Origin of the sequence: Pseudomonas sp. NCHU5216 (genome assembly GCF_052156495.1) — a bacterium.
Classification (GTDB): domain Bacteria; phylum Pseudomonadota; class Gammaproteobacteria; order Pseudomonadales; family Pseudomonadaceae; genus Aquipseudomonas.
In genome coordinates, this window is record NZ_JBQLIX010000036.1 from 37014 (window position 1) to 59006 (window position 21993).

A 21993-nucleotide genomic window follows, 5' to 3' on the forward strand; every position below is an offset into this window, starting at 1 on the left:
CACCCTACACGTATCGCTGAAAATCGGGTGCCGCGCGGATTCCGCAGCGGTTGTCATTATCACGACCGCCCGGCGGGCGAATCGCGCATCATACTCAAGGCTTTATTTCCGAATTCTTCGCAGCCTTTTTGGCCGTTCTAAACCGAAGAATCCGTCGGACGGCCTCACGTCCCGAAAGGATTGCGCGGGCAGGGGATGGCAAGTTTGGCGATCATCCGCAAGCCAGGCCGCTTTTGGCGGCGTTCGCGACTATAGCAGTAATGATTAAGTGCTTCAATTCCATAAAAAATTGTTATGATTGCGCGATGACTACTCCTGCCTCTCCAACCTCCGGCGTCCAGCTGATCGAGGTTGCACCGGAACTTGCCGGCCAACGCATCGACAACTTCCTTCGGGCGCAGCTCAAGGGCGTGCCCAAGACCTTGATCTATCGCATCCTACGCAAAGGTGAGGTGCGTGTGAACAAGGGGCGTATCAAGCCCGAATACAAGCTGCAGGCCGGCGACGTGGTGCGAGTGCCGCCGCTGCGCCTGCCCGAGCGCGACGAGCCCGAGCCGTTGGCGCAAGGATTGCTCGAGCGTTTGGAGGCGGCCATCGTCTACGAGGACAAGGCGCTGATCGTGCTCAACAAGCCCGCTGGCATCGCCGTGCATGGTGGCAGTGGTCTCAATTATGGGGTGATCGAGGCGTTCCGTCAGTTGCGCCCCGAGGCCAAGGATCTGGAGCTGGTGCACCGTCTGGATCGTGATACCTCCGGTCTGCTGATGATCGCCAAGAAACGCAGCATGCTGCGCCATCTGCACGAGCAACTGCGCGGCGATGGCGTCGACAAGCGCTACATGGCCCTGGTGCGTGGCCACTGGGCGACGGCCAGGAAGCAGGTCAGTGCGCCATTGCAGAAGAGCAATCTGCGCTCTGGTGAGCGCATGGTCGAGGTGGATGACGAGGGCAAGGAGGCGTTGACGTTGTTTCGCGTGCTGCGCCGCTTCGGCGATTTCGCCACCCTGGTCGAGGCCAAGCCGGTGACCGGGCGTACCCATCAGATTCGCGTGCACGCCAAGCATGCCGGGCACTCCATCGCGGGTGATTCCAAGTACGGCGATGACGAATTCACCCGGGAGATTCGCGAACTGGGTGGCAAGCGTCTGTTCCTGCATGCCTACGAGCTGCACGTGCCGTTGCCCGAGGGCGGGGTGCTCAAGCTGGAAGCGCCCGTGGACGAAATGTGGGCCAAGACCCTGGAGCGTCTGAGTGCCTGACTATCGGCTGCTGATCTTCGACTGGGACGGTACGCTGGTGGACTCCATCGGCCGTATCGTCGAGGCCATGCATCGCGCTGCCGAAACGGCTGGCGTGCCGCGCTGCAGTGATGTCGCAGTGCGTGGCATCATCGGGCTGGAGCTGGGGGTGGCAATCCGGACCCTCTATCCGGAACTCGACGAGCCGTTGCGTATCGAAACCATCCGGCGTGCCTACAGCGAGCAGTACCTGGCGCTGGAAACCGAGCCTTCGCCGTTGTTCGCTGGTGTGCAGGAGTCGCTCGCCCACTTCCGTGAGCAGGGCTATCGTCTGGCGGTGGCGACCGGCAAGGGGCGCAATGGTCTGAATCGGGTGCTGGCGGACAAGGGCTGGCTGGATTATTTCGACATTACCCGCTGCGCTGACGAGACGGCGAGCAAGCCGGATCCGCTGATGCTGCATGAAATTCTTGCGCATTGCCGGGTGCGGCCGGAACAGGCGCTGATGGTGGGGGATTCGACCTTCGACCTGCTGATGGCGCGCAACGCCGGCATGGATGCGGTTGCTGTCGGTTTCGGGGCGCAGCCGTTGTCGGTGCTGCGTGAATGTGCACCCCGTTTGGCGATCAATGAGTTCAACGAGCTGCGCACCTGGCTACAGGGCCAGCATGTGCGGCCTACTGTAGAGGTGAATGAAGATGTCGGATGAGTGGAAGTCATCGTCGTCGGATGGTGAGGATGCCAAGAGCTGGAAGCTGCTGGAAAAGGTGTTGCTGTCCAGTGTGCAGGAGCAGCGCCGTTCGCGGCGCTGGGGGATCTTTTTCAAACTGCTGACCTTTACCTATCTGTTCGTGGCGCTGGGGTTGTTCCTGTCGACCTTGTACCAGGGCAAGGTGGCCACGACCGGGCCGCATACCGCGGTCATCGATATTCGCGGCATGATCGCCGACCGCGAGGAAGCCAGTGCCGACAATGTGATCGGCAGCTTGCGCGCGGCGTTCGAGGATCCCAATACCAAGGGCGTGATCCTGCGTATCAACAGTCCGGGCGGCAGCCCGGTGCAGTCCGGCTATATCTATGACGAAATCCGTCGCCTGCGTGGTGAGCATCCGCAGATCAAGCTGTATGCGGTGATCAGTGATCTTGGGGCTTCCGGCGCCTACTACATCGCCAGCGCGGCCGATGAGATCTACGCCGACAAGGCCAGTCTGGTCGGTTCCATTGGCGTGACGGCAGCCAGTTTCGGTTTCGTTGGCACCATGGAGAAGCTGGGTGTCGAGCGCCGTGTCTACACCTCGGGTGAGCACAAGGCCTTCCTCGATCCGTTCCAGCCAGAGAAGGAAGAAGAAACCCTCTTCTGGAAAACCGTGCTGGATACCACCCATCAGCAGTTCATCGACAGCGTGAAGAAGGGGCGTGGCGACAGGCTCAAGGTGGAGGGGCATCCGGAGCTGTTCTCCGGCCTGGTCTGGTCGGGCGAGCAGGCGTTGCAGCTAGGGTTGGTGGATGCTCTGGGCAGTGCCAGCTACGTGGCGCGTGACGTGATCGGCGAGAAGGAGATGGTCGACTTCACTCAGCATGACACGCCTTTTGACCGCTTCGCCAAGCGCCTGGGGGCCAGTGTCGCTGATCGTGTCGCCCTGTGGATGGGCTTCCAGGGGCCGACGTTGCGATAAAGGCAGCGGCAAGCTTCAAGCTTCAAGCTTCAAGCTTCAAGCTTCAAGCGCAGTTGCTTTTGCTTCGACTTGAGGCTTGTCGCTTGAAGCTTGCCGCTATTGTCAGGGAAGCTCCATGCCGGCCTTCAGCAGCATGTCCACCAGGCGGATCAGCGGCAGGCCGATCAGGCTGGTGGCGTCTTCACCTTCTGTGCCGCGGAACAGGCTGATGCCCAGGCCTTCGGACTTGAAGCTGCCGGCGCAGTCGAAAGGTTGCTCGCGCTGCAGGTAGCGCAGGATCCGTTCGTCGCTCAGCTCACGAAAGTGCACGGTAAAGGGCACGCAGTCCACTTGGCAGTTGCCGCTGGTGCTGTCGAGCAGGGCCAGGCCGGTGAGGAAGGTGACACTGCTGCCGCTGGCGGCGCGCAGTTGCGCCTGGGCTCGCGGCAGGTCGTGGGGCTTGCCGAGAATCTCGCCGTTGCCGAGCACGGCGACCTGATCCGAGCCGATGATCAGGTGATCCGGATGGCTGGCGGCGAGGGCGCGGGCCTTTTCCTCGGCCAGGCGTTTGACCAGGTCTACGGCTGCTTCGCCTTCTCGCCTGCTTTCGTCGATGCTCGGAGACTGCCAGGTGAAGGGCAGTTGCAGGCGGCCGAGCAGCTCGCGGCGATAGGGTGAGCTGGAGGCGAGCAGCAGCGCGGGCATGTTCTCTTCCTTTATATAGGCGGGCGGGAAATTCTACTGGTCGCCGGAGCCTTAAAACAGGCCGAATTTCCTTTGACAGCGGCAGGGTGCATCCCTAGAATGCTGCGCCTATGTTGAATGGGCCGATTCCACCTCACGTTGATCCGCGCAAGCTCGCCGACCGCGAAGCTACCCTCGAAGGGCAGCTCGAACTGGCCAGCCTGGAGCGTCTCTGCGACCCGCTTGCCGATACGGCAGGTACGGTGCAGGCGAAATTTCATTTCGCACGTGATGAGCAGAAAACTGTGGTGATTCGCAGTGAGCTCGAGGTCGAGGTCAAAATGGTCTGCCAGCGTTGTCTGGAGCTGGTCGCGCTACCCATCCGCAGCGAATGTGAATACGCCGTGGTTCGGGTTGGAGCGAACACTCAGTCCTTGCCGAAGGGCTACGACGTGCTGGAAGTGGGTGAAGAGCCGCTGGAGCTGCTTGGTCTGGTCGAGGATGAACTGCTCCTTGCCTTACCGATCGTTCCCGCTCATGCCCCAGGTGAATGCCAGCAGCCGGCCGGTCTCGATGAGCCCGAGCCAGGCGAGGACGAGGTATCGCGGTCCAACCCGTTCAGTGTATTGGCGCAGTTAAAGCGTGACCCAAACGTTTAGGAGTTAATGAGTTATGGCTGTTCAGCAGAACAAAAAATCCCGTTCCGCCCGCGATATGCGTCGTTCCCACGATGCGCTCGACGCGAACACCCTGTCCGTAGAGAAGAGCACCGGTGAAGTTCACCTGCGCCACCACGTTTCTCCGGAAGGCGTGTACCGTGGCCGCAAGGTGATCGACAAGGGCGCTGACGAGTAATCTTGTCCGCCTCGATCATCGCGATTGATGCAATGGGTGGGGACTTCGGTCCCCACTGCATTGTTCCGGCCTGCATTTCTGCGTTGGCCGAATTCCCCTCGTTGCACCTGACCCTCGTCGGTCAAGCCTCCCTCATCGAAGAACAGCTCGAACGCCAGTCCGGCGATGTCGACCGCGCACGCCTGCAGATTCATCACGCCAGCGAAGTGATCGCTGCGAACGAGCGCCCGGCCCAGGCCCTGCGCGGCAAGCCCGATGCTTCGATGCGCGTGGCGCTGGAGCTGGTGCGTCAGGGCCACGCCCATGCCTGTGTCAGTGCTGGCAATACCGGCGCGCTGATGGCCTTGTCGCGTTACCTGCTCAAGACCCTGCCGGGCATCGATCGGCCGGCCATGGTCAGCCCGATCCCCACTGACGCCGGTCATTGCTACCTGCTGGATCTGGGGGCCAACGTCGATTGCAGTGCCGAGCATCTCTATCAGTTCGCCATCATGGGCGCGGTGGCGGCCGAGACGCTGGGCATCGAGCAGCCACGGGTGGCGCTGCTCAACGTCGGCACCGAGGACATCAAGGGCAACCAGCAGGTCAAACTGGCCGCCAGCTTGTTGCGTCAGGCCTCGGGGTTGAATTTCATCGGTTACATAGAAGGTGATGGCCTGTACCGCGGTGAGGCCGATGTGGTGGTGTGCGACGGTTTCGTCGGCAATATCCTGCTCAAGTCCAGCGAAGGCCTGGCTCGGATGATCACCGGGCGGCTCGAGCGCTTGTTCAACGAAGGCCTGTTTGCCCAGGCCATTGGCGCCCTGGCGATGCCGTTGCTGCGCCGCCTGAAGGACGATCTGGCGCCGGCTCAGCACAATGGCGCGAGCTTTCTCGGTTTGCAGGGCATCGTGGTCAAGAGCCATGGCTCCGCTGGCGAAGAGGGTTTTCAGAGTGCCATTCGCTGCGCATTGCGCGAGGTGCAGGAAAATCTGCCGCAACGACTGCATGGTCGCCTCGAGGACATGTTGCTGTAAACTCGTCACGTTTTCAGGGCGCCTCTAAAAACTACCTGCGTTGCCATCGCGGCGTTAAAAACAGGCTCAAAATGCTCATTTACAGCGCGTAAACTGCGCTTTTTCGCCTGTTTTTGCCTTGCGCTGGCTGCCTCGCCTACGTTTTTAGAGGCGCCCTTCAGGGGCATGGGCTGCGGCGGAATGTGACTGCGGCACGTGGCCTGTCATCCAACTGTCAGTTTGCTGCGCCAGGCTCGCCTGGCGCTGGTTTTTCGACTCAAGGGACCTATCCATGTCTGCATCCCTCGCATTCGTCTTCCCCGGTCAGGGTTCGCAAGCCCTGGCCATGCTCGCCGATCACGGTGCCCAGCAGAAGCTGGTACTCGACACCTTCGGCGAAGCCTCCGAAGCCCTCGGCTATGACCTCTGGGCACTGACCCAGCAAGGCCCGGAAGCGCAGTTGAACCAGACCGACAAGACCCAGCCGGCCATTCTCACCGCCTCCATCGCCCTGTGGCGTCTGTGGCAGGCCGAGGACGGCGCCAAGCCGGCCTTCGTTGCCGGCCACAGCCTGGGTGAATACTCCGCGCTGGTCGCCGCTGGCAGCATCGCCTTCGCCGATGCGGTGAAGCTGGTGGAGCGCCGTGGCCAACTGATGCAGCAGGCCGTACCGGCCGGGCAGGGCGGCATGGCCGCCATCCTCGGTCTGGAAGATGCCGATGTGCTGGCCGCCTGCGCCGAGGCGGCGCAAGGCGAGGTGGTCAGCGCGGTCAACTTCAACGCCCCCGGCCAGGTGGTGATCGCCGGTAGCGCCGCTGCCGTCGAGCGTGCCATCGAAGCATGCAAGGCCCGTGGCGCCAAGCGCGCCATGGCGCTGCCGGTCAGCGTGCCGTCGCACTGCGCCCTGATGAAACCGGCTGCCGAGCGTTTCGCCGAGTCGGTGGAGGCGCTGAACTGGCAGGCACCGCAGATTCCCCTGGTGCAGAACGTCAGCGCCGCCGTGGTGTCCGACCTGGCCACCCTCAAGGCCGACCTGCTGGCGCAGCTTTACAGCCCGGTACGTTGGGTCGAGTCCATGGTGCGCCTGTCCGAACAGGGCGTCACCGATCTGGTCGAGTGCGGCCCAGGCAAGGTGCTCAGTGGCCTGAACAAGCGCTGCGTCAAGGGCATCAACACCCATAATCTGGACACCCCCGACGCCTTTGCCGCCGCACGCGCTGCCTTGGCTTGAAACGGTTTAGGAAAGGAGAACGAACATGAGTCTGCAAGGTAAGGTCGCGCTGGTCACCGGCGCCAGCCGTGGTATCGGCCAGGCAATCGCCCTGGAGCTGGGCCGTCAGGGCGCCGTCGTCATCGGCACCGCCACCAGCGCTGCAGGTGCCGAGCGCATTGCCGCCACCCTCAAGGAGCACGGCATCAGCGGCACCGGCATGGAGCTGAACGTGACCAACGCCGAGTCCGTAGAGGCCGTGCTGGGCGCCATCGCCGAGCAGTTCGGCGCGCCGGCCATTCTGGTCAACAATGCCGGCATCACCCGCGACAACCTGATGCTGCGCATGAAAGACGACGAATGGTTCGATGTCATCGAAACCAACCTCAACAGCCTCTATCGCCTGTCCAAGGGCGTGCTGCGGGGGATGACCAAGGCGCGCTTTGGTCGCATCATCAACATCGGTTCCGTGGTCGGTGCCATGGGCAACGCCGGTCAGGCCAACTACGCTGCTGCCAAGGCCGGTCTGGAAGGTTTCGGACGGGCGCTGGCGCGTGAAGTCGGTTCGCGTGGTATTACTGTCAACTCGGTGGCCCCGGGTTTCATCGATACCGACATGACCCGTGAGCTGCCGGAAGCACAGCGCGACGCGTTGCTGACGCAGATTCCGCTGGGCCGTCTGGGCCAGGCCGAGGAGATCGCCAAGGTGGTCGGCTTCCTGGCTTCCGAGGGCGCAGGTTACGTGACCGGGGCTACCATTCCGGTCAACGGCGGTATGTACATGAGCTGAAAAAAGGGCCTCCGAACGTCCGGAGGCTCGCGAATGTGACGCGAGCCATCAGAAAACTGTCATAGTCGCTGTCTAAAATCCGTTATAAAGCTGCAACAGGTTTATAGACAGATCGTTGAAGTGTTCCTGGGGGCTCCCCGGCATTCAGCTTGAAATGCTAAAAACCCTTTCTATACACTTGGCCGCTACCAGCTGCCTGGATTTGTCCAATTAGGAGTGAAAACAAGGTATGAGCACCATCGAAGAACGCGTCAAGAAAATCGTTGCCGAGCAACTTGGCGTCAAGGAAGAGGAAGTGACCAACAGTGCTTCCTTCGTTGAAGACCTGGGTGCCGACTCTCTTGACACCGTTGAGCTGGTGATGGCTCTCGAAGAAGAATTCGAGACCGAGATCCCGGACGAGCAAGCCGAGAAGATCACCACCGTTCAGGAAGCCATCGACTACGTGACTGCCCACGCGCAATAAGTCACCGTCAGCTTCCCGAGCTGCAGAAGCCGCACTGCCCTCAACAGGCGTGCGGCTTTTCTTTACGTGCAAGGCGCCTGTGCGCCTGAGTAGTAGAACAAGAGGAGATTGCTGTGTCGCGTAGACGCGTCGTGGTTACCGGTATGGGCATGTTATCGCCGCTGGGTAACGATGTGCCGAGCAGCTGGCAGGGCATTTTGGCCGGGCGCAGTGGCATTGGCCTGATCGAGCACATGGATTTGTCCGCCTATTCCACCCGTTTCGGTGGGTCGGTCAAGAATTTCGACGTCGAGCCGTATCTTTCCGCCAAGGAAGCCCGCAAGCTCGACCTGTTCATCCAGTATGGTCTCGCCGCCTCCTTCCAGGCCGTGCGTGATTCCGGGCTGGATATCACCGACGCCAATCGTGAGCGTATCGGTGTGGTCATGGGCTCCGGCATCGGCGGCCTGACCAATATCGAGAACAACTGCAAGGTGTTGCATGAGCAGGGGCCGCGGCGCATTTCGCCGTTCTTCGTGCCGGGCTCGATCATCAACATGATCTCCGGTTTCCTGTCGATCCACCTGGGTCTGCAGGGGCCCAACTACGCCATCGCCACCGCTTGCACCACCGGCACCCACTGCATCGGCATGGCTGCGCGCAACATCGCCTATGGCGAGGCTGACGTGATGGTTGCCGGCGGCGCCGAGATGGCGGCCTGTGGCCTGGGCATGGGCGGCTTCGGTGCGGCCCGCGCACTGTCGACGCGCAATGACGAGCCGACCAAGGCCAGCCGTCCGTGGGACAAGGGCCGTGACGGCTTCGTGCTCTCCGACGGTGCCGGCGCCCTGGTGCTGGAAGAGCTGGAGCACGCCAAGGCGCGTGGTGCCACCATCCACGCCGAGCTGATCGGTTTCGGCATGAGCGGTGACGCCTTCCACATGACCTCGCCGCCCGAAGACGGTGCCGGTGCCGCCCGCTGCATGGCCAACGCCCTGCGTGACGCCGGCATCAATGCCGACCAGGTGCAGTACATCAACGCCCATGGCACCTCCACCTCGGCCGGAGACCTGGCCGAGGCGCAGGCGGTGAAGAGCGTGTTCGGCGATCACGCCTACAAGCTGGCGGTCAGCTCGACCAAGTCCATGACCGGTCACCTGCTGGGTGCGGCGGGCGCGGTGGAAGCGATCTTCAGCGTGCTGGCGCTGCGCGATCAGGTTGCACCGCCGACCATCAACCTGGACGAGCCGGACGAAGGCTGCGACCTGGACTTCGTGGCGCACCAGGCCAAGGCCATGCCCATCGAGATCGCCCTGTCGAACTCCTTCGGTTTCGGTGGCACCAACGGTTCGCTGCTGTTCCGTCGGTATCACGGCTGATGCTGTGCTGGGTCAACGGCGCGCCCGGCGAGCAGTTGTCGGTTCGCGACCGTGGCCTGGCTTACGGCGATGGTCTGTTCGAGACCATCGCCGTGCGTGGCGGCCGCATCCCGCTGCTGACGCGGCATCTGGCGCGTCTTGGCGAGGGCTGCCGGCGTCTGTCCATGCCGCTCGATCTGGCGCTGCTGGAGGCCGAATTGCAGGCCTTCGCCGGGCAACTGGGCGAGGGTGTGGCCAAGCTGATCGTCACGCGTGGCGAAGGTCAGCGTGGTTATGCGCCGCCGCAGCCCTGCCAGCCGCTGCGCATCCTTCAGGCAGCCCCCTTGCCGCAGTATCCCGCCGCCCATGCCGAGCAGGGCGTGCGCCTATTTCCTTGTGCCACGCGCCTGGCCGAGCAGCCTCTGCTGGCTGGGCTCAAGCACCTCAATCGTCTGGAGCAGGTGCTGGCGCGGGCCGAATGGCAGGATGCCGAGTGCGCCGAAGGCCTGATGCGTGACGGCAGTGGCCGGGTCATCGAGGGCGTCTACAGCAATCTGTTTCTGGTCAGCGCCGGCACCCTGGTCACCGCCGAGCTGTCGCGCTGTGGCGTGGAGGGGGTGATGCGCGCCGAGATCATCGAGCAGGCGCAGATGCTTGGGGTGCCCTTCGAGTTACGCGATGTTGCCATGGACGAACTGCTGGCGGCCGACGAAGTCTTTCTCTGCAACAGCCTGTACGGCATCTGGCCGGTGCGCGCGTTGCAGGCGCAGCACTGGCCGGTCGGTACGCTCACCCGTAAACTGCAGGCCATCGTTCGCCGTCTCTTGGAATCCTGATCCGTGCTACGCAAGCTATTACTGCTGCTTCAATGCGGCCTGTTGTTGGCCGCGCTGCTGGTCGTCGGCGCCGCCTGGTTGCAGCACGAGGCCTTGGATCAACCGCTGCAACTGGACGCGGAGCGCCTGTTGCAGGTGCCGCCTGGTTCCACCCCCAGTGGGCTGCTCAATCAGCTAGAAAGCGAAGGGGTGATCCATGGCGCGCTCTGGCTGCGCCTTTACTGGCGCTTCAACCTCAAGGGGCCGTCCCTGCACAGCGGTGAATACCGCCTGCTGCCCCAGCAGACGGCGCGCGACATGCTCGGTCTGTGGCAGCGTGGCGAGGTGGTGCAGTACAGCCTGACCCTGGTGGAGGGCTGGAACTTCCACCAGTTGCGCGCCGCACTGGCCAGGCAGGAAGCACTGACGCAGAAGCTGGCCGACCTCGACGATGCCGAGGTGATGACACGCCTTGGCCTGGCCGGGCAGCACCCGGAGGGGCGCTTCTTCCCCGACACCTATCACTACGTGCGTGGCATGAGCGACGAGGATCTGCTGAAGAAGGCCAATGCCCGGCTCGAAAGCGTGCTCGCCGAGGAATGGCAGCAGCGCGCCGAGGGTTTGCCCTATCGCGACCCTTACGAGGCGCTGATCATGGCCTCGATGATCGAGAAGGAAACCGGCGTACCCGAGGAGCGTGACGAGATCGCCGGGGTGTTCATCCGGCGCCTGCGTCTGGGCATGCGCCTGCAGACCGACCCGACGGTGATCTATGGCATGGGCGAGGATTACAAGGGACGCATCACCCGCGCCGATCTGCGCACACCGACGCCCTACAACACCTACACCATCGATGGCATGCCGCCTACGCCGATCGCCATGGTCGGCCGTGAAGCCATCCACGCGGCGCTGCACCCGCGTGAAGGCAAGGCGCTGTATTTCGTCGCCAAGGGCGACGGCAGTCACGTATTCTCCAACACCCTCGACGAGCACAACCGCGCGGTGCGCGAGTACCAGCTCAAGCGTCGAGCCGACTATCGCTCCAGCCCTGCGCCGCGCGCGGCTGACAGCCAATAAGGTTTTATCGTGACCGGTCTGTTCATCACCCTCGAAGGCCCGGAAGGCGCCGGCAAGAGCACCAACCGCGACTACCTCGCCGAGCGCCTGCGCGAACGCGGCGTGGAGGTGCTGCTGACCCGTGAACCGGGCGGCACGCCCCTGGCCGAGCGCATCCGCGAACTGCTGCTGGCACCCAGTGACGAGCCCATGGCCGTGGATACCGAGCTGCTGCTGGTGTTCGCCGCCCGTGCCCAGCACCTGCAGCAGGTCATTCACCCGGCCCTGACCAGGGGCAGCGTGGTGCTGTGCGACCGTTTCACCGATGCCACCTATGCCTACCAGGGCGGCGGGCGCGGTCTGTCCATCGAACGCATCGCCCAGCTCGAGGCGTTCGTACAGGGCGAGCTGCGCCCGGATCTGACCCTGATCTTCGACCTGCCAGTGGAGGTGGGCCTGGCCCGTGCCGCCGCGCGTGGCCGCCTGGATCGCTTCGAGCAGGAAGGGCGCGGCTTCTTCGAGGCGGTGCGCCAGGCCTATCTGCAACGTGCGGCGCAGGCGCCACAGCGCTACCGGGTGCTGGACGCTGGGCAGAGCCTGGCTCAGGTACAGGCCGATCTCGACGCCCTGCTGCCGAGCCTGCTGGAGGCCTGCCGTGGCTGAGCGCTATCCCTGGCAGACGAACCTCTGGCAGCAGCTTGCCGGGCGTGCCCAGCATGCCCATGCCTACCTGTTGCACGGCCCGGCCGGCATCGGCAAGCGTGCCCTGGCCGAGCGCCTGATGGCGCGTTTGCTGTGCCTGAGCCCAAATGGCCTGGAGGCCTGTGGTCAATGCAAATCCTGCCACCTGCTGGCGGCCGGCACCCACCCGGATAATTTCGTCCTCGAGCCCGAGGAGGCAGACAAACCGATCAAGGTCGACCAGGTGCGTGAGCTGGTGGAGTTCGTGGTGCAGACCGCACAGCTCGGCGGGCGCAAGGTGGTGCTGCTGGAGCCGGCCGAAGCGATGAACCTCAATGCGGCCAACGCCCTGCTGAAAAGCCTGGAAGAGCCTTCCGGCAATACCGTGCTGCTGCTCATCAGCCACCAGCCCAGCCGCTTGCTGCCGACCATCAAGAGCCGCTGCGTGCAGCAGGCCTGCCCTTTGCCAGGGCAGGACGAGAGCCTGGCCTGGTTGGCCGGCGCACTGCCCGAGGCCAGCGAGGAAGAACGTGACGAGCTGCTGACCCTGGCCGCCGGCTCGCCGCTGATGGCGCTGCGCCTGCAGGAGCAAGGCGTGCGCGAGCAGCGGGCGCAGGTGGTCGAGGGGGTGAAGAAACTGCTCAAGCAGCAGGCGACGCCGAGCCAACTGGCAGAAAGCTGGAAAGCCTTGCCGATGAAGCTCTTGTTCGATTGGTTCTGCGACTGGGCGCAACTGATGCTGCGCTATCAGTTGACCCAGGACGAACAGGGCCTTGGCCTGGCCGACATGCGCAAGGTGGTGCAATACCTGGCGGACAAGACGCCCCAGGCCCAGGTGCTGGCCGTGCAGAGCTGGCTGCTGGAGCAGCGGCAGAAGGTGATCGGCAAGGCCAACCTCAACCCGGTGTTGCTGCTCGAAGCCTTGCTGGTGCGGTGGGCAGCCTTGCCCAGCAGCGAGCGCGCTTGAGCCGCTGCCCCTGTGGATGGGGCAGGGCGTCACATTTGCCATCCTTATGCTGGCCAGCGGTTTGCACCCGAACCCGCGCAGGCCCTAGAATCGAGCAGCTAAGCAATAGCCGCCAGGAATACGCCAAATGAGCCTGCCTCCCAATCTGGGTCCTCGTAACGGAATCTTGTCCCTGACCATCAAGGACAAGTCCGTGCTCTATGCGGCATACATGCCCTTCATCAAGAACGGCGGCTTGTTCATCCCCACCAACAAGAGCTACAAGCTCGGTGACGAAGTGTTCATGCTGCTCAACCTGATGGACGAGCCGGAAAAGATTCCGGTGGCCGGCAAGGTGGTGTGGATCACTCCCAAGGGTGCCCAGGGCAACCGTGCCGCCGGTGTCGGCGTGCAATTCAACGAAGGCGACGCCACGGCGCGCAACAAGATCGAGACCTACCTGGCCGGCGCGCTGAAGTCCGATCGTCCGACTCATACCATGTAACAGCAGCGGTAAGCTGCAAGCCACAAGCGACAAGAATGCCGCTGCGCTCGCGCTCGCTTTCACTTGCAGCTTGAAGCTTGCCGCTCGAGGCTTTACCAGATGCTTATCGACTCCCATTGCCACCTCGACCGTCTCGATCTCGCTGCCCATGGCGGCTCCCTCGACGCGGCGCTCGATGCTGCGCGCGCCGCTGGTGTCGGGCACTTCCTGTGCATCGGCGTCAGCGCCGACAACGCCGCCACGGTGAAGAACCTGGCCGAGCGCTATGCCGATGTCGATTGCTCGGTGGGCGTGCACCCGCTGGATCTCGAACCGGGCGCCGAACCGGCGCTGGACTGGTTGCTCGGTGAGCTGGCCCATCCCAAGGTGGTGGCCATTGGCGAAACCGGCCTGGACTACCACTACGAACCCGAATCCGCCGCCTTGCAGCAGGCCTCGTTTCGCCTGCATCTGGAGGCGGCCCGCATCACCGGCAAGCCGGTGATCGTGCACACCCGCGAAGCCCGCGCCGATACCCTGGCGCTGCTGCGTGAAGCGGCGTTGCCCCAGGCCGGTGTGCTGCATTGCTTCACCGAGGACTGGGAGATGGCCAAGGCCGCCCTGGATATCGGCTTCTACATTTCGCTGTCGGGCATCGTCACCTTCCGCAATGCCGAGGCGCTGCGCGAAGTGGCGCGCCAGGTGCCGGCCGACCGCCTGCTGGTGGAAACCGACTCCCCCTACCTGGCGCCCGTGCCGCACCGGGGTAAGCCCAACCTGCCGCAGTACGTGCGCGAGGTGGCCGAGTACCTGGCGGTGCTGCGTGGGGTGAGTTACGAGACCCTGGCCGAGCAGACCGGCAATAACTTCAAGCGTCTGTTTCCGTTGGCTGGCGTGGCGTGATGAGGTAGCTCGGATGCAATCCGGGGAATTGGATGTACCCGGATTGCATCCGGGCTACGGTTCCTGGGCTGGCCAGTTTGCTTGGTACCGGACTGGCAATACACTTTTGTGTTCTTGCGTCTGTTCCGAATTGCCGCGTTTCTGCTGATGTTTTTTGGTTTCGCCCTCCCGGGCGAGTCACTTTTGACGGGCAAAAGTAACCAAAACCCTCCGCCCGATCATCCGGCCCTCGCTGCGCGAGGGTTCGCTCACTCCATCGCCGCTCCAGAGGCCCGCCGCGGTGGGCCATCCCTGGCCCATCGCGGCTCTCGCGACATCCATGTCGCTCAACCTCTTCCACGACGATTGCGTTCGCCCTCCTGGGCGGGCTCTGCACGCGCCTGAACCTCCAGTAACTCAGGTGTAGCTAGGAGTGCTCTGGCAAGAGCAACAGCGAACGACCTGGCTGTCGAGTGAAACCAATACTTTCAGGCGCGCGGAATTCCCCCTTCAGGAGGCCGAACGCAGGCATTGCGCAGGGGGCGAGTGGCATGGATGCCACGAGAGGCGTAATGGGCCAGGGATGGCCCATGTACGCCGACCCCGGAGCGATGCCGGAGTGAGGGAAGTCGAGCGCAGCGAGACCCGGATGGCGGGGGTGCGTTTCTTTTGCTTACTTTTCTTTGCGCATTTCAAAGAAAAGTGAGTCGCCCGAGGGGGCGAAACAAGGAGTATCTGAATACACCGCAGCGGCGTCCAGAACACCAAAAAACAAACTTGCCAGTTCAGTATCAAGGCCAGCGTGCACCATACCCCCACCAAGCACCCAAAAAAAACCCGGATTCTGGGGGATGAATCCGGGTTAAGACCATTAGGAGTAAAGCAAGGCACAGTCGTGCCCACACTGGTGGGACACTTGGGGGGATATGCCGCACACCAGCAGTTTTCAGTATTGGTCAGCCTCGCCGAGCGTCCAGGCCAAATGGAATCTTTCTTAAACGGATTTGGAATACCCCAGGCGCTGTTGAGTCCTCAGCCTTTTGCCAGCTGGGCCAGCAAGCCCAAGGTGTCCTCGATCACCTGCTCGCGGGTGTAGAAATGTGGCGACAGGCGGACGCCGGCGCCACGCTGGACGCAGATGATCTGCTCCTCGCGCAGGCGTTGTTGCAAGGCCGTGTTGTCCCAGCCGGCCAGGCTGAAATTGACGATGCCGGCACGGCGTTGCGCCTCGAGCGGGCTGTGGATCACCGCGCCCGGCAATGCGCCGATGCCCTCGCTCAGGCGTTGCACCCGCTGTTCCAGCAACTCGCCGACTCGTGCCATGCCGACCTCTTCGAGCAGCGACAGGCTCGCTTCCAGGGCGAAGGCGCCGAGCATGTTCGGGCTGCCGCACTCGAAGCGCCGCGCGCTGCGTGCCGGCTGCCAGTCCTGGCGCGTGTAGTCGCCGGCATGCTCGAGCATGTGCCAGCCATACTCCTGCAGGGCGAGCTGCTCGCGCACCGGGTTGCGGCAATAGAACACGCCGAGCCCTTCCGGGCCGAGCATCCATTTGTGGCCGTCGGCCATGGCGAAATCGCAGTCATAGGCCTGCACGTCGAAGGGCAGGGCGCCGAGCTGTTGGATGGCATCGATGCAGAACAACACGCCATGCTGTCGGCAGCCCTGGCCGAGGCGTGGCAGATCCAGACGCAGGCCACTGGCATACTGCACGGCGCTGATCGATAGCAGCCGCGTGCGCGGGGTGATGGCGGCCAGCAGGGCGGCCTCCGGGTCGGCACCACGGAGGTTCACCTCGATCACCTCCACGCCCTTGGACGCCAGGGCCAGCCAGACGATGCGGTTGGAGGGGAATTCCTCGTCGCTGATGATCACCTGATCACCGGGGCGCCAGTCCAGACCGAAGGCGACGAAGGAAAGTGCCTCGGAGGTATTCTTGACCAGTGCGATATCGCCGGTGCTTGGTGCGTTCATCAGGCGCACGAGGCGTTCACGTAGGCTACGCTCAAGTTTCAGCCAGTCGGAATAGTCACGTGCACCGCTGGTCACGTTCGCTTCCGAGAACCGCTGCACCGCTTCAGCACTGCGTCTGGGCCAGGGGGCGACCGCCGCATGGTTCAGATAACGCAGATCGGGCGCTTGGGGAAACTCATCATGAAACACGTACATGGTCGGATGATCCGTGCAATTTGGCTACATTTAGGCATAATGTGCGCCTTCAAATTTTGACTCCGCAGTCCCTTTATGCAGAAAGAACCCCGTAAGGTCCGCGAATTTCGCCGCCGCGAACAAGAGATTCTCGACACGGCACTGAAACTCTTCCTCGATGAAGGGGAAGACAGCGTCACCGTCGAAATGATCGCCGACGCGGTGGGTATCGGCAAAGGCACCATCTACAAGCACTTCAAGTCGAAGGCGGAGATCTACCTGCGCCTGATGCTCGACTACGAGCGCGACCTGAACGAGCTGCTGCATTCCTCCGACGTGGATCGCGACAAGGAGGCGCTGTCGCGCGCCTACTTCGAGTTCCGCATGCGCGATCCGCAGCGCTATCGCCTGTTCGACCGCCTGGAAGAGAAGGTGGTCAAGGGCAATCAGGTACCGGAGATGGTGGAGCAACTGCACAAGATCCGCGCCTCCAACTTCGAGCGTCTGACCCAGTTGATCAAGGGCCGCATCGCCGAAGGCAAGCTGGAAGACGTGCCGCCGTACTTCCACTACTGCGCCGCCTGGGCACTGGTGCATGGCGCCGTGGCGCTGTACCACTCGCCGTTCTGGAGCAACGTGCTGGAGGATCAGGAAGGCTTCTTCCAGTTCCTCATGGATATCGGCGTGCGCATGGGCAACAAGCGCAAACGCGACTGAGTACGACCTCGCGACACTGCGATCGCGACCTCGCCGCTTCCGAGGCCGGCCTGCACCTATGAGGCGGCCGGCCTCGCGATATACTCCGGGCATCGAGCCATCGGAGCCTTTCATGATCGTCGACCGCCAGGGCAGACGTTTTCGCAACCTGCGTGTCAGCCTCACTGCCGCCTGCAACTATGCCTGTACCTATTGCGTGCCGGACGGCAAGCGCCTGGTCGCCGCTCAGGACGAACTGTCCGCCGATGCCCTGGCGCGTGGCGTGGCCTATCTGATCGAGGCAGCAGGCATCGAGCGGCTGCGCATCACCGGTGGCGAACCGCTGGTCAGCACGCGGCTGGAGCCCTTTCTGCGCCAGGTCAGCCAGATGGGCCTGGATGACATCAGCCTGACCACCAATGGTCAGTTGCTCGAGCGCAAGCTGCCACTGCTGATTGACTGCGGCATCCGTCGTTTAAATGTGTCCCTCGACACCCTCGATGCCGCTGCTTTCCGCAGCATCGCCCGTGGTGGCGATCTGGCCACCGTGCTGGCGGGCATGGAGGCGGCGCGTGAGGCGGGAATCAAGATCAAGGTCAATATGGTGCCGCTGCGTGGGCAGAACCTCGACCAGGTATTGCCTCTGCTGGATTACTGCCTGGAACGCGGCTTCGAGTTGCGCTTCATCGAGCTGATGCGCATGGGCCATCTGGCCCGTGATGGCAACGCCTTCAATCAGCAGTTCGTTGCTCTGCCGGAGTTGCTCGAGCTGATCGGCAGCCGCCATCAGTATGTGCAGGCCAGCGCCCCGGTGGATGCCACGGCGATGCGCTACGCCATTCCGGGCGTCGGCCATTTCGGCGTGATCGCCAACGAGAGCGTGCCGTTCTGCCGCACCTGCTCACGCCTGCGCCTGTCGTCCACCGGCTGGCTGCATGGCTGCCTGTCGTCGAGCAACCGTCACTATGTCGGCGACCTGTTGGACAAACCGCGCCACCAGGCTCTGCCAGCGCTGCAACGCTTGCTGATCAAGGCGTTGGGAGACAAGCAGGACCTGGCCTTTTCCGGCGGTGCCACGGTGATGAAGATCATCGGCGGCTGACGGCCTGTGCATCCTTGCGCAGCCTTTGTGGCCGGGCATCGCGCCAGGTAAAGCTTTCGTCACGCGAGGATCATGGGAGCCAGGATGTCTTCGCACCACTGCTTGAAGGTGGTCGGCGTGGTGTTCTCGGGGGTGCGTTGCACACTGTTGTCCAGGCCTTGATTCTTGGCTTTGTACATGTCGATCATGGCACTGGCCATGGCGCTGGAGAATCCTCGCTGGACGAAGCCAGCCTGGAGGTCATCGAAGCTGATTTGCTGGTAACGCACGGTTTTACTCAGCACGGCTGTCATGATGTCCGCCATCTCGTTGAGCGATAGATCCTCCGATCCGAGTAGCGCTACTTCGCGCTGATCGCTCCAGCTCTGATCCAGTAGCAGCCGAGCGGCAGCGGAGGCTATGTCGCGGGTCGCTACCGTGGGTAATCTGCGGTCTGCGTCGATGGGGAGAAAGAACACTCCGTGGTCACGAATCGACGCGGCCTGGCGCGCGACGTTGTCCATGAATGAAGGCATGGTCAGGGCGCAGAAACTCACACCGGTGCTGGCAATCAAGTCGTCCATGGCGAGCGAGGCGGTGACGTATCCGGCTTGAGCCGCCAAGGGGGTATTCCTCCCCAGGGCCGATACGCTGACGACGCGACGCACGCCATGGCGGAGGATTGCCTGGCAGGCTGGGCGAGTGAAGTTCAGGTAGGCGTCCATGGCACTCGTTGCCTGAACGTCGGGCGGGCACAGCCAGAACAGGGTATCGGTATCGCTGAAGGCGGCATCGACGACGGCGGGATCACCGTGCGAGCCCTGAACGATGTCGATATGGCCTCTCACGGACTCGGGAATGCGGGAGGGGTTGCGTTCGATCACGCGGATGGGGGCGCCACTGGCCAGGATGTTTTCCAGAACTTGGCTGCCTATGTTTCCCGTAGGTGTGGTGATCAGGATTCTGTTCCTGCGCTCCGCCGAGGTCGCCGAAACGCCAGGACTCGTCAGTGCCCCCTCACTGGTGGTCGTTGTCATTGCGCCAAGGAAACGGCGCCGTTCTAGATCCTGCAGGTCGGAGGTGGGAAAAGCTTCTTCTTTGTCAGTCATGGCCATTTTCTCGCGTGTTCGGACAAATCGCATGTCGAAGTTGTGATCGAGATTAGGCCTGACAGCCCTTGGCTGATATGCGTGGAAGTCCTGTTTATCTTGGTGTCAGTCCAGAGTCGAAGGATCGGTCGCGCAGAGGCGGGGAGGTTTTCATGGACAGTCTTTTTCGCCTTGCGCTGACGGCTTGGTCTGCGCGAGATTCTCTATGCCGTCCTCATCCGAACGCCAGGAAATGCTCATGGATCCGCTGTCAGACATCCTCTCGCTGTTGAAACCCCGCAGCTATGTTTCAGCAGGTGTGGAGGCGGGTGGCGCATGGTCAGTGCAGTTCCCGGAGCAGAGCCGGCTCATCAAATGCTATGCCGTGGTCTCCGGCGAGTGTTGGTTGAAGGTGGAGGGCATGCCCGAGGCTGTACACATGAGCACGGGCGATTGCTTCGTCCTGCCTCGCGGCTGGCCTTTTCGTCTGGCCAGTGATCTGACATTGCCGGCGGCACCCTCCAGTGACTATTTCCCACCCCCTCGGCCCGGCGCGGTGGTGACGATCAATGGTGGGGGCGATTTCTTTCTGGTAGGCAGCCGATTCGGTGTCAGCGGTGGGCATAGCGAAACCCTGATGAAGATGCTGCCTCCGGTCGTACATATCTGCAGTGCGGTGGAGCAGGCCGCATTGCGCTGGGCCGTGGAGCGGATGATGCAGGAGCTGCATGATCCAGCGCCTGGCGGCGCTCTCATCGCCCAGCACCTTGCACATATGATGCTGGTGCAAGCGCTGCGGCTGCATGTGCAGGAAGGCGCCCCGACTCCTAACGGCTGGCTGTTTGCCGTGGCGGACAAGCAGTTGGGGCCGGCAATCGGAGCCATCCATGCCGACCCGGCCTACCGTTGGACGCTGCCCGCTTTGGCCGAGCGTGCCTGTATGTCGCGTTCTGCGTTCGCTCTGAAGTTTCGTACGGCCGTTGGCAGTGCGCCGATGGAGTACGTGACGCAATGGCGCATGCTTCTAGCCGGCGATAGGCTGGAGAGTTCCACTGAGCCTGTCTCGAGCATTGCCGCGTCGCTTGGCTACGAGTCAGAAAGTGCATTCAGTACGGCATTCAAGCGTGTGATGGGCTTGTCTCCTCGGCAGTACGCGCGGTGTTGTGAACGCTCTCCTGCTCAGGTGGAGCAATGAGGCGATGCCCGAGTTGGCGTCATTCGCTGCGGCTGGCTATTGGCACCATCCGTTGCGCCCAGATGGCCAGGCACACCATGACCAGCAGGATTCCCGCCAGCACGGCCGAGGAGCCGATTGTGCCCAGATCCAGGCCGCCTTTTTCCGTGCTCTTGGTCAACACGTCGCCGAGGGTGGCGCCGAAGGGGCGAGTGAGCACGAAGGCAATCCAGAACAAGGCCACGCGCGATAGCTGTGTGCGGTAGTAGGCCAGCGCTACCACAGCCAGCAGGCTGCCGATCAACAGCGCGCCACCGGCGAAGCCCAGGCCCGAGTCGTCGGCCAGATAGTCGCCCAGAGCAGTGCCCAGGGTATTGGAGACCAGGATCGCACCCCAGTAAAACAGCTCGCCGCGACGGCTGCTGATGTGATCCACCGACAAGGATTTCTCGCTCAGGCGCCAGGCGATCAGTACGCTCGCCAGCAGGCTGACCAGCACCACTGCCCCGGCGGCATAGCCCAGGCCCAGCGAACGATCCATGAAGTCCGATAGGGTCGTGCCGGCGGTGCTGGTGGTGAGGATCACCGTCCAGTACAGCGCCGGTTGGTAGCTGCGTGCGCGCAACTGGCCAAGCAGCGAGACGACGAACAGGCTGATCAGTAGCAGCGAGCTGAGCGCGTAGCCGATGTTCAGGGTCATCGACAGCAGGTCACCCGCGGTTTCGCCGAGGGTGGTGGCGCAGATCTTCATGACCCAGAAGGCCAGGGTTATCTGGGGGAGTTTGTTCATGGTGGCGTCTCGTGCAGTGCCAAGGGGTTCGGCAGGTGTTGGCAGCCTAGGCAGGCGCATGTCGAGGCGCCGTCAAGAAAGCATGAAAAAATCGTCAAGGTCGCGGGGCTCCGTTCGACTCCGAAGGCCAGGCATTTGTGGATGGCTGGCGCAGAATCTGCATCCCTGCCTTATCCGCCGGTTTTCCGTCACCGGCTCGTGGAGGATCGATGCATGCGTAACCTGTTTCTCCTGCTGGCGCTGCTGGGGCTGGCCGGCTGCATGAAGGTCAGCGACCTGGCCAGTGGTGCCGAGTATCACCTGCGTGACGCCGGGTTCCTCGACCATGGTCGCACCGAGCGCATGGCCTCGCGGCGCTTGCAGCAGGATTCCTTCATCTATATCGCCCAGGGCCATTTCGTGCCGCCTGGACATGGCTACCCGCGGCCCAACGTGGTGGCCGAGGAGGCCTTCAAGGGCTTCGTCCAGTATTTCCCGCTGGTGCGCCGCGCCAAGCAGCCGTTGGGCCTGGAACAGGCGATGGCCGAGGCTCGCGATGCGGGCGCCCATTACCTGCTCTACAGCCGCTTCGCCTACAGCGACGACCGCATCGGCAACGAGGATGAATGGGCGGATCAGGAAGCTCTGGATCGCCTGGGTACCGACCGCGCCGTGATCCAGTTGATGTTGATCGAGACCAACACACGCTTTCTGGTGGACACCGCACGCATCCGCAGCCGTGGCGGCTTCCTGACGTTCTACGATGCCCAGCCGCAGGATCTCATCGGCCCACCGCTGGAGGAGTACGCCCGCAGTTTGCTGGGCGTGGCGCGCTGAGCCGGTTGCTGGCGTAACCCTACTGGTCGCGGCTAGCAGGCTGTTGAAAAACTACCTGCGTTGCCATTGCTGCGTTAAAAACAGCCTCAAAATGCTCATTTACAACACG

Annotated in this window: 24 protein-coding genes; 20 read left to right on the plus strand and 4 right to left on the minus strand. The window is 62.9% G+C overall.

Translation table 11 applies throughout. The annotated features are described in order from the left end of the window. Window positions 1-305 precede the first annotated feature (305 nt). Genes rluC through sppA form a run of 3 tightly spaced genes read left to right on the plus strand, consistent with a single transcriptional unit; the run spans window position 306 to window position 2914 of the window. On the plus strand, window positions 306-1259 hold the full coding sequence (gene rluC / locus ACSVIK_RS20655) for a 23S rRNA pseudouridine(955/2504/2580) synthase RluC (protein ID WP_442446088.1): 954 nt from the start codon (window positions 306-308) through the stop codon (window positions 1257-1259). Continuing rightward, window positions 1252-1947, plus strand: a complete 696-nt coding sequence (locus ACSVIK_RS20660) for an HAD-IA family hydrolase (RefSeq protein ID WP_442446089.1) — start codon at window positions 1252-1254, stop codon at window positions 1945-1947. The genes rluC and ACSVIK_RS20660 overlap by 8 nt, the downstream gene beginning before the upstream one ends. Next, window positions 1937-2914: a signal peptide peptidase SppA gene (sppA, locus tag ACSVIK_RS20665; RefSeq protein ID WP_442446090.1), complete on the plus strand. Its 978-nt coding sequence runs from the start codon at window positions 1937-1939 to the stop codon at window positions 2912-2914. The genes ACSVIK_RS20660 and sppA overlap by 11 nt, the downstream gene beginning before the upstream one ends. A gap of 102 nt (window positions 2915-3016) precedes the next feature. Here sppA and ACSVIK_RS20670 read toward each other — a convergent pair whose 3' ends face one another. Next, window positions 3017-3598, minus strand: coding sequence for a Maf family protein (locus tag ACSVIK_RS20670; RefSeq protein WP_442446091.1), 582 nt, complete (start codon window positions 3596-3598; stop codon window positions 3017-3019). A 110-nt stretch (window positions 3599-3708) separates the two neighbouring features. Between ACSVIK_RS20670 and ACSVIK_RS20675 the strand changes: the two genes are divergently transcribed. The 13 genes from ACSVIK_RS20675 (at window position 3709) to ACSVIK_RS20735 (ending at window position 14115) form a co-directional block, all read left to right on the plus strand. Then, window positions 3709-4236: a YceD family protein gene (locus ACSVIK_RS20675; RefSeq protein ID WP_442446092.1), complete on the plus strand. Its 528-nt coding sequence runs from the start codon at window positions 3709-3711 to the stop codon at window positions 4234-4236. Window positions 4237-4249: 13 nt separating this feature from the next. Continuing rightward, window positions 4250-4432 (plus strand): 50S ribosomal protein L32, encoded by a 183-nt coding sequence (rpmF, locus tag ACSVIK_RS20680; protein WP_268178572.1) that lies wholly within the window; start codon window positions 4250-4252, stop codon window positions 4430-4432. Window positions 4433-4434: 2 nt separating this feature from the next. Further along, on the plus strand, window positions 4435-5448 hold the full coding sequence (gene plsX / locus ACSVIK_RS20685) for a phosphate acyltransferase PlsX (RefSeq protein ID WP_442446093.1): 1014 nt from the start codon (window positions 4435-4437) through the stop codon (window positions 5446-5448). Window positions 5449-5719: 271 nt separating this feature from the next. Further along, window positions 5720-6658 (plus strand): ACP S-malonyltransferase, encoded by a 939-nt coding sequence (gene fabD / locus ACSVIK_RS20690; protein WP_442446094.1) that lies wholly within the window; start codon window positions 5720-5722, stop codon window positions 6656-6658. Between the two features lie 25 nt (window positions 6659-6683). Then, window positions 6684-7427 carry a 3-oxoacyl-ACP reductase FabG gene (gene fabG / locus ACSVIK_RS20695; RefSeq protein ID WP_442446095.1) on the plus strand — a complete coding sequence of 248 codons (744 nt, stop codon included), beginning with the start codon at window positions 6684-6686 and terminating at the stop codon, window positions 7425-7427. Between the two features lie 229 nt (window positions 7428-7656). Beyond that, window positions 7657-7893, plus strand: a complete 237-nt coding sequence (gene acpP, locus ACSVIK_RS20700; RefSeq protein ID WP_003245177.1) for an acyl carrier protein — start codon at window positions 7657-7659, stop codon at window positions 7891-7893. 113 nt (window positions 7894-8006) lie between these two features. Then, window positions 8007-9251, plus strand: coding sequence for a beta-ketoacyl-ACP synthase II (fabF, locus tag ACSVIK_RS20705; RefSeq protein ID WP_442446096.1), 1245 nt, complete (start codon window positions 8007-8009; stop codon window positions 9249-9251). After that, window positions 9251-10066: an aminodeoxychorismate lyase gene (gene pabC, locus ACSVIK_RS20710; RefSeq protein WP_442446097.1), complete on the plus strand. Its 816-nt coding sequence runs from the start codon at window positions 9251-9253 to the stop codon at window positions 10064-10066. Before fabF ends, pabC begins: the two co-directional genes overlap by 1 nt. Window positions 10067-10069: 3 nt before the next feature. Next, a complete protein-coding gene (mltG, locus tag ACSVIK_RS20715; RefSeq protein WP_442446098.1) occupies window positions 10070-11122 on the plus strand; it encodes an endolytic transglycosylase MltG in 1053 nt (350 codons plus the stop codon). Between the two features lie 9 nt (window positions 11123-11131). Further along, a complete protein-coding gene (gene tmk / locus ACSVIK_RS20720; protein WP_442446099.1) occupies window positions 11132-11764 on the plus strand; it encodes a dTMP kinase in 633 nt (210 codons plus the stop codon). Continuing rightward, window positions 11757-12749: a DNA polymerase III subunit delta' gene (locus ACSVIK_RS20725; RefSeq protein ID WP_442446100.1), complete on the plus strand. Its 993-nt coding sequence runs from the start codon at window positions 11757-11759 to the stop codon at window positions 12747-12749. Before tmk ends, ACSVIK_RS20725 begins: the two co-directional genes overlap by 8 nt. Before the next feature lie 127 nt (window positions 12750-12876). Continuing rightward, the gene (locus ACSVIK_RS20730) at window positions 12877-13233 is read left to right on the plus strand and encodes a PilZ domain-containing protein (RefSeq protein ID WP_268178565.1); all 357 of its coding nucleotides are present in this window, start codon (window positions 12877-12879) and stop codon (window positions 13231-13233) included. 99 nt (window positions 13234-13332) lie between these two features. Continuing rightward, the gene (locus ACSVIK_RS20735) at window positions 13333-14115 is read left to right on the plus strand and encodes a TatD family hydrolase (protein ID WP_442446101.1); all 783 of its coding nucleotides are present in this window, start codon (window positions 13333-13335) and stop codon (window positions 14113-14115) included. Window positions 14116-15126: 1011 nt separating this feature from the next. Here ACSVIK_RS20735 and ACSVIK_RS20740 read toward each other — a convergent pair. After that, window positions 15127-16260 (minus strand): aminotransferase class V-fold PLP-dependent enzyme, encoded by a 1134-nt coding sequence (locus ACSVIK_RS20740; RefSeq protein WP_442446102.1) that lies wholly within the window; start codon window positions 16258-16260, stop codon window positions 15127-15129. 75 nt (window positions 16261-16335) lie between these two features. Between ACSVIK_RS20740 and ACSVIK_RS20745 the strand changes: the two genes are divergently transcribed. Beyond that, window positions 16336-16956 (plus strand): TetR/AcrR family transcriptional regulator, encoded by a 621-nt coding sequence (locus tag ACSVIK_RS20745; protein ID WP_268178562.1) that lies wholly within the window; start codon window positions 16336-16338, stop codon window positions 16954-16956. Between the two features lie 112 nt (window positions 16957-17068). Continuing rightward, on the plus strand, window positions 17069-18037 hold the full coding sequence (locus tag ACSVIK_RS20750) for a GTP 3',8-cyclase MoaA (protein ID WP_442446103.1): 969 nt from the start codon (window positions 17069-17071) through the stop codon (window positions 18035-18037). Window positions 18038-18096: 59 nt separating this feature from the next. Here ACSVIK_RS20750 and ACSVIK_RS20755 read toward each other — a convergent pair whose 3' ends face one another. Beyond that, window positions 18097-19125 (minus strand): NmrA family NAD(P)-binding protein, encoded by a 1029-nt coding sequence (locus ACSVIK_RS20755; protein ID WP_442446104.1) that lies wholly within the window; start codon window positions 19123-19125, stop codon window positions 18097-18099. A 238-nt stretch (window positions 19126-19363) separates the two neighbouring features. Here ACSVIK_RS20755 and ACSVIK_RS20760 point away from each other — a divergent pair, with 238 nt between their 5' ends. After that, window positions 19364-20299, plus strand: coding sequence for a cupin domain-containing protein (locus tag ACSVIK_RS20760; RefSeq protein WP_442446105.1), 936 nt, complete (start codon window positions 19364-19366; stop codon window positions 20297-20299). A gap of 19 nt (window positions 20300-20318) precedes the next feature. Here ACSVIK_RS20760 and ACSVIK_RS20765 read toward each other — a convergent pair whose 3' ends face one another. After that, window positions 20319-21068 carry a COG4705 family protein gene (locus tag ACSVIK_RS20765; RefSeq protein ID WP_442446106.1) on the minus strand — a complete coding sequence of 250 codons (750 nt, stop codon included), beginning with the start codon at window positions 21066-21068 and terminating at the stop codon, window positions 20319-20321. A gap of 213 nt (window positions 21069-21281) precedes the next feature. Between ACSVIK_RS20765 and ACSVIK_RS20770 the strand changes: the two genes are divergently transcribed. After that, window positions 21282-21884 carry a DUF4823 domain-containing protein gene (locus ACSVIK_RS20770; protein WP_442446107.1) on the plus strand — a complete coding sequence of 201 codons (603 nt, stop codon included), beginning with the start codon at window positions 21282-21284 and terminating at the stop codon, window positions 21882-21884. Window positions 21885-21993 lie beyond the last annotated feature (109 nt).